This window comes from Armatimonas sp., from assembly GCF_964826245.1.
On record NZ_CBAYMC010000015.1, the window covers coordinates 19,396 to 29,520 of the forward strand.

General features: G+C 58.6%; 7 protein-coding genes and 1 pseudogene. 6 read left to right on the forward strand and 2 right to left on the reverse strand.

Features of this window, described 5'->3' with window-relative positions:
* Positions 1–47: 47 nt before the first annotated feature.
* The 4 genes from AC1XOS_RS02940 to AC1XOS_RS02955 all read left to right on the forward strand — a co-directional run bounded on the left by AC1XOS_RS02940 (position 48) and on the right by AC1XOS_RS02955 (position 3,588).
* Positions 48–605 (forward strand): hypothetical protein, encoded by a 558-nt coding sequence (locus AC1XOS_RS02940; RefSeq protein ID WP_481960722.1) that lies wholly within the window; start codon positions 48–50, stop codon positions 603–605.
* On the forward strand, positions 602–1,138 hold the full coding sequence (locus tag AC1XOS_RS02945) for a hypothetical protein (protein ID WP_481960723.1): 537 nt from the start codon (positions 602–604) through the stop codon (positions 1,136–1,138). The genes AC1XOS_RS02940 and AC1XOS_RS02945 overlap by 4 nt, the downstream gene beginning before the upstream one ends.
* Before the next feature lie 47 nt (positions 1,139–1,185).
* Positions 1,186–2,589 carry a flotillin family protein gene (locus tag AC1XOS_RS02950; protein WP_481960724.1) on the forward strand — a complete coding sequence of 468 codons (1,404 nt, stop codon included), beginning with the start codon at positions 1,186–1,188 and terminating at the stop codon, positions 2,587–2,589.
* 78 nt (positions 2,590–2,667) lie between these two features.
* The gene (locus AC1XOS_RS02955) at positions 2,668–3,588 is read left to right on the forward strand and encodes a cation diffusion facilitator family transporter (protein ID WP_481960725.1); all 921 of its coding nucleotides are present in this window, start codon (positions 2,668–2,670) and stop codon (positions 3,586–3,588) included.
* A gap of 1 nt (position 3,589) precedes the next feature.
* On the opposite strand, the gene AC1XOS_RS02960 is transcribed toward AC1XOS_RS02955, so the two are convergent.
* On the reverse strand, positions 3,590–5,800 hold the full coding sequence (locus AC1XOS_RS02960) for a copper amine oxidase N-terminal domain-containing protein (RefSeq protein WP_481960726.1): 2,211 nt from the start codon (positions 5,798–5,800) through the stop codon (positions 3,590–3,592).
* Between the two features lie 95 nt (positions 5,801–5,895).
* On the opposite strand from AC1XOS_RS02960, the gene AC1XOS_RS02965 reads away from it, so the two are divergent.
* A complete protein-coding gene (locus AC1XOS_RS02965; RefSeq protein WP_481960727.1) occupies positions 5,896–6,699 on the forward strand; it encodes a DUF1559 family PulG-like putative transporter in 804 nt (267 codons plus the stop codon).
* A 47-nt stretch (positions 6,700–6,746) separates the two neighbouring features.
* On the opposite strand, the gene AC1XOS_RS02970 is transcribed toward AC1XOS_RS02965, so the two are convergent.
* A complete protein-coding gene (locus AC1XOS_RS02970) occupies positions 6,747–7,253 on the reverse strand; it encodes a hypothetical protein (protein WP_481960728.1) in 507 nt (168 codons plus the stop codon).
* A gap of 125 nt (positions 7,254–7,378) precedes the next feature.
* Between AC1XOS_RS02970 and AC1XOS_RS02975 the strand changes: the two are divergent.
* Positions 7,379–10,125: pseudogene (locus tag AC1XOS_RS02975) on the forward strand (hypothetical protein); the annotation flags it as partial.

Here is a 10,125-nt window from a genome sequence, read left to right on the forward strand (position 1 = left end):
GTCGCAACTATTTGCAACCTGAAGCGTCTCCACTAGAGGAAACCAAAATGCTCTATCAAATTCTGCTCGCCGTGGGAGGACTGGGACTGCTGACTCAAGCCGTTCTTGGTTTTGCCGATGGCGATGGCGACAGCGATGGCAGCCATCATGCCCACACACAAGATCAGCAGGGCCAGCATGGAGATGGGCATACCTGGCTTCTCCTGCTCTCTCCGCTGCGGCTCTTTGGCTTGAGCCTGGGAATCGGTGCGGCGGGAATGGGGCTCCAGAGCACGATGGCTCTCTCGCCTTGGCTGGTGCTTGCCCTATCACTACTAGCAGGCGGGGCGTTCTATCGCTTGATCGTGAAGCCGCTGATGGCCTTGGCGATGCGCTTTGCCAGTAAGCCCGCCACCACTCTCTCAGGAGCCGTTGGCCAGGAAGTGACCGCAGACAGCCGCTTCGATGCCACCGGAAAAGGGATCGTGACTCTGACGGTAGACGGCCACCTGATTCGGCTTCTGGCGACTCTCGAAGGCGCTCCAGAGGCAATTGAGGCGGGAGAAAAACTCGTCGTGATCACAATTGACACGCGGCGCAATACCGCAAAAGTAGCAAAGCTATGATCTATCAGATCTTGCTCGGAGTCGGAGCGCTGGGGACTCTGATGATGGGCCTCACGGGCCTGCGCGGCGGACGTAGCGCCCGTGCACGAGGCAAAGGCAAGGGGAAGAGCCGGGGAAGCTCCGACAGCGGCGCGTTTTTGGAGGCGCTGCTCGGTGTCTTCTCTCCACTGGGAATCTTCTCGCTGTGCCTGGGCGCGGGCGTGGTGGGCATGCTCACCAACCGCTGGTGGTGGGCCATGTTGGGAGGGCTGCTTTTTTGGAAGCTGGTCATTGAACCGCTTCAGGAGCTGCTTCTGCGCTTTGCCTCCACCCCTGCCAAGAACCTCGAAGGGGCCCGCGCCACCGAGGCCATCACCCTCTCGCGCTTCGATGCCAGCGGCCAGGGAATGGTGCGCTTGACCGTGGATGGCCAAGTGCGTCGCGTGCTGGCAAAGCTCAGTGAGGGCGAAGCCGCAGAAATTACGGTCGGTGAAAAACTAGTGGTGGTGGACGTAGACACGAAGCGAAACACGTGCCGCGTCGCCCGTTTATGAGCCATGTCCTTCAGGGCATGAAAAAGAAAGAAAAGTAGGAAAATAAAATGCCAACCTGGCTTATTCCTGTTGTTATTATTGTCGTAGCGGTGTTGTTAATTCCTGTGATCATCAGTCAGTTTTTGACAACTGTTGAAGCGGGAACGATCCGCATGGTAACCAGCATGGGCGGGGGAACCAAGATCTACCGTGGCCCCGGTAAAGCAACCGAGATTCCGATTTTTACGACAGGAACGACCATTCCCTCCAAGGCCATTAACATTGACCTGGACATCTCCGATCAGACCGCCGATATGGGCAGTGATGGAATCCCACGTCCGATTAAAGTGCGTGTCTTGGCGAGCGCCATTGTCTCTGTCGGTGACTCCAACGAGATGATCATGACGGCGGCCAATAAGTTCTTTGCCAAGAATTTAGAGGAGCAAAACGGGATTCTCTCGGACTTGCTGACATCAACGGGTCGCCGCGCGATTAACTTGCTCAACCATGACGAGCTCTTCTCCGCAGGGGGCACAGGCACGGCGGGCCCCGAGGAAGACGACCGACTGGCGATTATTATCAAGGGCGCGTGCTCTCGTGAGCTGCAAGATCTCGGGCTGGTCTTTAACTCACTCAATATCAAAGAGGTGCAGTCCGAAGTGGCTGAGGCGCGTCGCCGCCAGTCCGCCGTGGAGGCCAAGGCCAATGCCGATATCGTGGCTGCCGATCAAGAGCGCCGCGCCAAAGAGGCGCAGCTTCAGGCCGAGCAAGCGGTCAACGACAAGCAGCGCGACCTAGAGCGTCGCAAGGCCGAGAACGCCGCGGGGATCTCGCAAGCCGAGGCCGAGCGCCAGAACGCGCTTGCCATCCAGCGCGAGGCTGAGCTCCGTGCGACACTTATTGCCCAAGCCAACGCCGATCTGGCAAAAGCCCGTGTGGATGCCGAGGGGGAGGCCATGCGCAAGCGCGTCGCCGCGGAGGCCGATGCGAGCAAGATGAAGATCGGAGCCGAAGCCGACGCTGCCAAGATGAAGATCGAGGCCGAGGCCAACGCCAACCGCGTGACGATCACGGCGGGCGCGGAGTCTACGCGCACCAAGATCGCCGCCGATGCCGAAGCGGAGCGCACGCTCAAGATCGCGCAGGCCGAGGCTGAAGCCGAAGCCGTCAAGATCCGCGCTGTGGGTTTGGCGCAGGCCGATGCCATTCGCGCCGTCAATGAGGCCATCCGTGAGGGCGGCTCAGCGTATCTCAACCTCAAACAGCTTGAGATGACCCCGCAGATCACCGCCGAGATCGCCAAGGCGCTCGCACAGGCCAAGATGGTCAATATCAGCGGCGGCGCAGGTGGTGGCAACGCGGCAGGCGACACGGCCAGCCAGCTCACCGGAATCGTCCAGAGCCTCCTCGCCACACGGCTGATCGGCGAGCAGCTCCAGTCCGACAGTGCCAAGAGTACACCTGAGGCCTAAGCCGTAGGATAAATCCATCGGCTTGAGAGGGCTACGCGTCCCTTCGGACGCAGAAAATTCGGTGTACAATAGCAGGCGATGTCTACACCCCACCCTGCGGAGCAGGGAATGCGCTCTACTCTGATCGGGATTGGGGTCAATATCGTTCTGGCGCTGGGTAAGGCGACCGCAGGAATTCTGGGGCACTCTTACGCACTGGTCGCGGATGCCATTGAGTCGGGGCTGGATGTGATCTCGTCCACGCTGGTCTACTTTGGGCTAAAAGTCTCGACGCTTCCCGCCGACGAAAACCACCCTCAGGGGCACGGCAAAGCGGAGCCGCTAGCCGCCGTTGTCGTCTCACTCTTTCTCTTTCTGGCCGCCTTTGCCATCGCCTACGAGAGTATCGAGCGCATTCGGGTGCCCCACCGGCTCCCCGCTCCTTGGACTCTTCTCGTCTTGCTGGCCGTGGTCGCCATCAAAGAGGCCCTGGTGCGCTTTGCACTGAAAGTTGGGGAGCAGACGGGTAGTAACGCGGTAAAGGCCGATGCACTGCACCAGCGCTCGGACACGCTCACCAGTATCGCCGCGTTTTTCGGGATTGCGATCGCGCTAGTGGGAAATTATTTTCGCCCCGACTCTCGCTGGGCCACTGCCGATGACTGGGCCGCGCTCGTTGCCTCCGTCGTGATCTTCCACAACGGGATCAATATCCTGCGGGGCGCTCTCTTTGAGCTCACCGATGCCCACCCCGACCCTGCGCTGGAGGAAGAAGTCCGCCGCATCGCACTCACGGTGAGCGGGGTCGAGAACCTCCACAAGTGCTTTATCCGCAAGATGGGCTTCGACTACTTTGTCGAGCTAGACGTCCGTGTGGAGGGAAACCTCTCGGTCTATCGCGGCCACGAGATCGCCCACGAAGTTCAGGATACGGTTCGCGCCCAGATCTCCGACAAGCGCTTCGCCCGTGTCTTAGTGCACATTGAGCCCACACTTCCCAAAGACAGAGCGGGCTTGTAACCTACTTCTTGAACTTGACCGTGGCGGTGCTGGAGCCCTTGCCGCCGGTTCCTGTGGCGGAGACCTCGGCGGTGAAGACAAGGCCCGTGAGCTCTTTAGGGACGCGCAGTAGGATCGGCTCCGTGGCCCAGCGTCCGTTTGCATCCGCTTTGGCGCTGTACTCCCCGATGAGCCCGGAGGCGGCAAGAATGCTGGCACGCTTGCCCGCGTAGCGAACCGTCACTTTGATGGTCGCATTGGGCAGACAGCGCCCGGAGAGCACGACGCTTGCTCCGACACTGGCTCCCTGCTGTGGCTGGTCGATGATCGGGGTCTCGGGCGGGCCTGCGGTCACCGTGATGGCATTGGCCGCTTTCAGCGTGGCGGTTCGTCCCCGCGTGTCCGTGACCGTCACCGTAACGGGCGCGGCGACCATGACATCTTGTTTCTGCACCGTGTAGGTTCCCACATAGACCCCCGGAGAGTCTTCTTTGAGTGGCTGGTCTTTGACCTTGACACCCAGCGAGAACGTGGCTTTTGCACCCGGAGCACCCAGGGCCTTGAGGGTCAGTACATCGCCAAAGTTCAGGGGACGGTCATCGGGAAGCGCCACGACGGACTTGAGCAGAGTGGTGGGTAGCACGGTAAAGCGCCACTCACGGCGGGTCTCGTTGCCTGCCGTGTCGTGGGCTGTCAGCTTGGCTAAAATCGGCCCGGGTGCCAGGTCGGTCTGCGGCTGGTAGGTAAAGAACGTCCCCGTAAAGATCGCACGAGCCGTGACATCCTCCCCATTGACCATAAGCTGCATTTTCTTGGCATCCAAGCCACTGCCCTGATCGGAGTAGGTTCCGGTAAAGTTGGGGCGAGGATCGGTAAACTCGCTCCCCTCAGTTGGGGTGAGGGTTCCCAGGGTCGGGCCGACGGCATCTATGGCAAAGGTCTCCGCTGAGGCCACAGTCGGCGAGGAGAGTGCCTCCAGGGTCAGAGTTGCCAGTGCGGTCGCATCTTTCAGGGACGTCCCTGCGGGCACCGTTAGATTGGTGACATAGTTTCCGGGTGTGGTCTCCACCAGAGGCAGTGCTTCGGCTCCAGAGAGTCCAGGCACGCGCAGGATCCCCTTCGCCGCCGCCGTTCCGGTCACGGAGAAGGTAATCGTGTCGCCTGCTTTGACCCACTTCTGACCCGCATTGTGGCTGACTTTCAGCACTTCCACTTTAGACGTGGCAGGCTTCTCTATCTCCAGCACAGCCAGCGCGACCGCTCGATGCGTCACTGGGTTGATGCGCAGGCTCACGCGCTCGCCAGGGCGCACTTCGCTCAGGCTGGAGGGCTTGCTAAGCTTCTGAACATCGGCCTGCGTCTCCACCTCCGCAGGGGGGCCTTCCGTAAAGAGCGCGATCCAGCGATCCCCGAGTGCCTCAAGGCTCTTGAGAGTCCCAATGCGCTCGTCGTAGCTGGCCTCAATGACGAAGGCTTGGCCTTGGCTATTGCGCTTGATCTGAACCGCATCGCCGCTCTTGAGGGCGCTCAGCTCTTGGCGAACTTGTGGGGCAGTGCCCACTTTCACCAGCACGATCACCTCCGGTGCGAGGGATAGCTTCTCAGGGAGGCCCGTGGCGGACTTGATCGTCAGCTCTGTCGCCGAGATCGCGGTCAGTACGCCAGACACTCCCTCCGTCTTGGCGATCAGCACAGGCGCGGTGGGGTTTGCGGCTTTAATCTCGTCGGGCGTGAGGCCTTTAACGGGAATTATAATCGGCTTTTCCTCGGCAGGAGGCGGCTTGACGGCTCCCACGCCGGTCTTGACCACGGGCTTGGCTCCTGCCAGAGTAATCGCCACCAGTCGGGCATTGGCATCCCACTTCACCTCGGCACCAAATGCCTCGGAGATAAAGCGGAGCGGCAGCATGGTAGTCCCGGCGATATTCTGGGCAGGAGTCGTCAGGCTCTTGGGCTTGCCACTGACATAGCCCACCGACTCACCAAGCTGCAGCGAGATATTGGTGTTGCCACGTGAGGCCGTGATGGTGCGGGTCTGGGGCAAGAACTGCACGGCGGCCCCGAGGCTCTCAAAGACTTCTCGGAGCGGGACGAGAATACTGCCATCCGGTGCTTGGAGCGGCCCCTGCTTGGGAAAGACCACCGCGCTCCCATTTACCGTCACCACAATGCTCTGTGCCCATGTCGCCCCACTCACGAGGGCGAGACTGGCCGCCAAAAAAGCCTTCTTCATACCGGTTATTTTACCCGAATTCGCTTGCATTTCCCGATCACGTTTGGCATACTACATTCAGGTTCTCTAAGATAGAGCCTGAAGGAGGGTTTGCAATGTTGTTTTCCTCTCAACGAAGCATCCGAAAGAGCTTCACGTTAATTGAGTTACTCGTTGTGATTGCCATTATTGCGATACTGGCCGCCATTCTTTTCCCCGTCTTTGCCAAGGCGCGCGAGTCTGCCCGTAAGACAGCCTGCATGAGCAACATGAAACAGATCGCGATGGCTGCCATCATGTACGCCCAAGACTACGATGAAATGTTCCCTGGAAGTGGCGGAAACCCATCGAATACAGGTCCCGGTGGGATCTCTGTGGACTGGGGCTTCCCCGATGCGGTAGTGCGGTGTAACGCGCCGTTCAACGTGACGGCAACAAACTGTGTCTATGGCCCTTTGATGTACAACGGACAGCCCAAGGGCTACTGCTGTGTCTGGCAGGGTGGTGGCTCCGCGATGGCGCGTCCTTACTTCAAGTCAGACATGGCGGTCTTTTGTCCGAACCAAAATAAAATTCCCGGCAACCCGTCGGAGTACAGCTACAACCTGAACTACCAGTGGCTTGGCCCCCTGGCACGCATTGACTACCCCGCGCAGAAAGTGCTGGTCATCGAGACCTACACCGTTCACGATGGGGATCGCAATGTCCGCTACTGCTGCAATGGGCCAGCGGCATGGAACATGATGGCTTTCGTCGATGGCCATGTCAAGCTCCAGCGCCTGGATCGTGGCTGCGCCAAGCTCACTATTCGCAACTCGAACCCCGTGTGTGCAGGCTGGTACGCCTGCAACTCCGCAAGCTGCTGCCCGGAGAACTATGGCTGCTCAGGTGCCAGCGGGAGCGTCCCCGACTTCCCGTAGGCAAAATCCCTAGCGCCGGGGAAGTGAATAATCCCCGGCGCTATTTTTTATTTCGGGTTGCGCTCCACCGTGACGAGAGCGTAGAGCTCGGTTTTATTCTCGCCTTTTCCGAAGGGCACGAGAACTTTTTCACCGGACTTCAGCACGCAAGTCGTATTGACAGATCGTGAGGAAATCTGGGGACGATGTTGAAAATACCCCGTCACCTGACTTTGCTCCAGCCGAAATATGAGCCAAATGGCATTGTCTCTTTCCTCCGTGGAAGTTGCGGCGATGCTCCAGCCCGTATGTGCGGTGCCTGTCATTTTTTCGTTAATTGGGTACTTGATCGTATCGCCGATCGATAACTTAGCCTCAAAGCCGCTAAGTGATGCTACTTGGGGTTGCAATACGAGCTTAGCATTGGGAAGACTGGCAAGATTCTCACGAGTGACTTTAGTGTCACGGGGAACTTCATAAATCTGCGTGCTTGTGGTGAAGCTTGGCAAAATCGTCTGGTGAGTGGGCTCTTGTATAAGAGTCGTCAGCGCGATCAAACAGGGAACCAGAAACATCCTTAAACTCTCCCTACCTCGTATTTTACCTCGCATTTTCGGCAGGCAGTGTGAGCTTTCTCACAGGACATTGATAATCTCGAAAAAGGGCAGGAATTACAACGAGTTCCCCGAAATAAAACCGTATGCATTACTCAGTAAAAGTCTTGGCGACCCTGGGAATTCTCTGTGGCGTTTTAGGAACCGCACATGCGTTTGGTGGCGAGAATCTCCTCTCCTCCAAGTGGCGCGACTGGCACCATAACACACTCTCACGCTATGCAGCGCAGTCAGCAGGTTTTTTCAGAACCGGCGCCGGGGAGAGCTTGGAGGAAGAAGGCGTAGACTCCCCTGCGGCTGAGGTAGCGTGGCACGCGGACTTTATTGATTCGTACGCCTACAACCCACTCTACTGGGCGATGCGCGGGCCGAGCGGCTATGCGGCGGCGACCGCCATTCATCCCGATCTTATCAAGCTACACTTCGACGATCTCACGGCGCTTCCTCAGGTGCGCGATCAGTATTTCCAGTACACCACCGGAACGGTAGCGGGCCTGCTCTGGGCCAAGAGCCTCTACGAGTCCGGGCAACGGGAGCGGGGAATCGCTACCGCACGCCATCTCGTGGGAATCTCGCTTCATGCTCTCCAGGACTTTTACTCCCACTCCAACTGGGTGGACGATATGCAGCGGGGGCAGGGAACCTGGTTCTACTCGTTTACGGTGCAGAGTAGCTTTCTGACCAACACACAGGTCTACACGGGCTCCTACGAGCACCCCGAGCTGCTTTCGATAAAGCCCCACGGAAAGATCGCACCTGAGATCAGTGCCTTCCAGCAAATTCGCCCTCTTATGGATCTGCTCTCCTCACCCGCCTCTCCCGTGCACGATCTGCCAGTGATGGATGTCTGGCGGCAGTACCGGGATCGCTCGGTGCCGATCACTCCCGGGGTATTTCCCAGCGCGACGGAGTCACAAGCACTGGCAGCGGGACTCAAGGCCCCTCCTAGTCAAGTGGGAGTCGGTCTGCCTCCTGGCTCGCTCTATGTCGCGCCTCCGGGGATTGCACTGGATGCAACCTATCTGTGTAAGATCGCCGCCCAGCAGCGCGGGTTCTCTCCTGCCGAGGGACCGCGCCTCTTCCAAACCGCCTACGGTCGCGCCTTCGATGGCTCGGTTCAGTGGCTCAAGCGCCTCGAAAAGACCATGATAGACCAGCCCGGCGGGAGCGCGTTCTGGTTGGCGGTCAAGACCTCCCCCCCGACCTCACGGCGGCAAGCCTGTTTTGAAGACTTCACCGATCTGGGTTTTCAGTTTATTGCCGCAGGCTCCTATCCGCCCGACTCTGCCGCGACGCAGCGACAGCTTGGGAGCAGCCCCAGTGCTATCCCTGCTAAAGAGTACTATCTCAGGGTGCGCCTAAAAACCTCCCGCGATGCGCTCTCCGGAACAGACTCAGATATCTATCTTAATGCGGGAGGAAAGCGCTTCCTTCTCGACTACGCTCCCGTCGGTGACTCCGGGCTTGCCTCGGCAATCTTCGCGCACAACGACTTCGAAGGCGGAAGCGACGATGTCTATACGGTCGGGCCTTTTGCACAAATGCCCGCCTCGATCGAGCTCGAAAATGTCTCTGGCGATTTTGGAAGAGTCCTGCTCGCGCTGGGAGCGAGTTTTATTGACTCTATTAAGGCTGTTTTCCAGTCCATCGGTGACTTTTTTGCCACGATCACGGGAGCCAAGCCGGATTTTGTTGGTCAGGAGAAGAAGATATGGACTGCAGCAGAGCTGGCAGCGCTTCCCCTCAATACAAGTACCGGCTTTACGATTGATATCAATACTGCCAATACCAACAAAGAAGGAATCTATAAAGTCCACGGGACGATTCGCTGTATCAGCCGCAACGCAGAGGGTGGGGTTTACACGGTCAACGCCACTAGCCTCCAGTGCATTCGAGAGAGCGATTTGGATCAGATCGGGAGCCCGCCCGGTGATGAGAACTTTGTCCTTGCCGCTCTCGCGTCTCTACCAGGCAATATTCAAAAAGCCCAGTCCACAGTGAAGCAGCAGACGCGCACCGGGACCAGCAAGACCATCTCCGAGATCAGCTTCACGTCATCCCGGATCCCCAATGGCTATGGCGCCCTTAGCTTCCCCGTTTGTGTGATGGAGAGCGATAGTGAGACGCAGGCGGATCGTGATACGCTGCTCAATAAGTTCGCGGGCTACTTTGAAAACAAGACAAGCGACGAGCGACGTAGCTTTTTGGCAGAGCTGGGGGCCGCAACCGCGCCCGACTGGAAGCTGGAGCGCATTGAGGTCTTTGCTTTTGCCAAAGGCGGAGCCGTCGAGACTGGTACGGTTCTCGCCGAGACTGCCAACCTCTGGATTCCGGGTAAGGGAAAGGCATCGTTTAACCTAAATAGAAGCGCCCTAACAGCCTGCAATATCAACGTTCTCGATCTCCAGCGCCTGACAGAGACACCTGTACCGGCGCAGCCGGGAGAGCCACTGCGTCCCACGGAGCCGATTAAGCCCATCAAGCCGATTAAGCTGGGCGATCCCGTGGTGCCCCCAACAGTGGCTCCTTCCATACAGCTACCAACGACCCCCCAGCTTCCCGGCGATAATGGCAAGCTGGGCATCACCTATCAGCTTGGGGAGAAAGACAGCGAGCTACACTTCACCCTGGAGTCGGCACAGGTGGCCCCTTTCTATAAAACTCCCGAGGCTACTGTGGTTGCGGGAGAAGATCAGCGGCTTCTCTTACTCACCTTCACGGTTCAGAACCCGCAAAAGACGACGGACATGACGGTAAACTCCAGCGCGTTCAAGTTTACGGCAGTCTCGCCAGATGACAAGAACTTCCTGGCAAGTGGGCCGCTCTACCAGCC

Bases quoted from the DNA above. Each gene is read 5' to 3' on its own strand.
- AC1XOS_RS02965 (WP_481960727.1), top strand. From the start codon at position 5,896: ATGTTGTTTTCCTCTCAACGAAGCATCCGAAAGAGCTTCACGTTAATT.
- AC1XOS_RS02960 (WP_481960726.1), bottom strand. From the start codon at position 5,800: ATGAAGAAGGCTTTTTTGGCGGCCAGTCTCGCCCTCGTGAGTGGGGCG.
- AC1XOS_RS02955 (WP_481960725.1), top strand. From the start codon at position 2,668: ATGTCTACACCCCACCCTGCGGAGCAGGGAATGCGCTCTACTCTGATC.
- AC1XOS_RS02970 (WP_481960728.1), bottom strand. From the start codon at position 7,253: ATGTTTCTGGTTCCCTGTTTGATCGCGCTGACGACTCTTATACAAGAG.
- AC1XOS_RS02940 (WP_481960722.1), top strand. From the start codon at position 48: ATGCTCTATCAAATTCTGCTCGCCGTGGGAGGACTGGGACTGCTGACT.
- AC1XOS_RS02945 (WP_481960723.1), top strand. From the start codon at position 602: ATGATCTATCAGATCTTGCTCGGAGTCGGAGCGCTGGGGACTCTGATG.
- AC1XOS_RS02950 (WP_481960724.1), top strand. From the start codon at position 1,186: ATGCCAACCTGGCTTATTCCTGTTGTTATTATTGTCGTAGCGGTGTTG.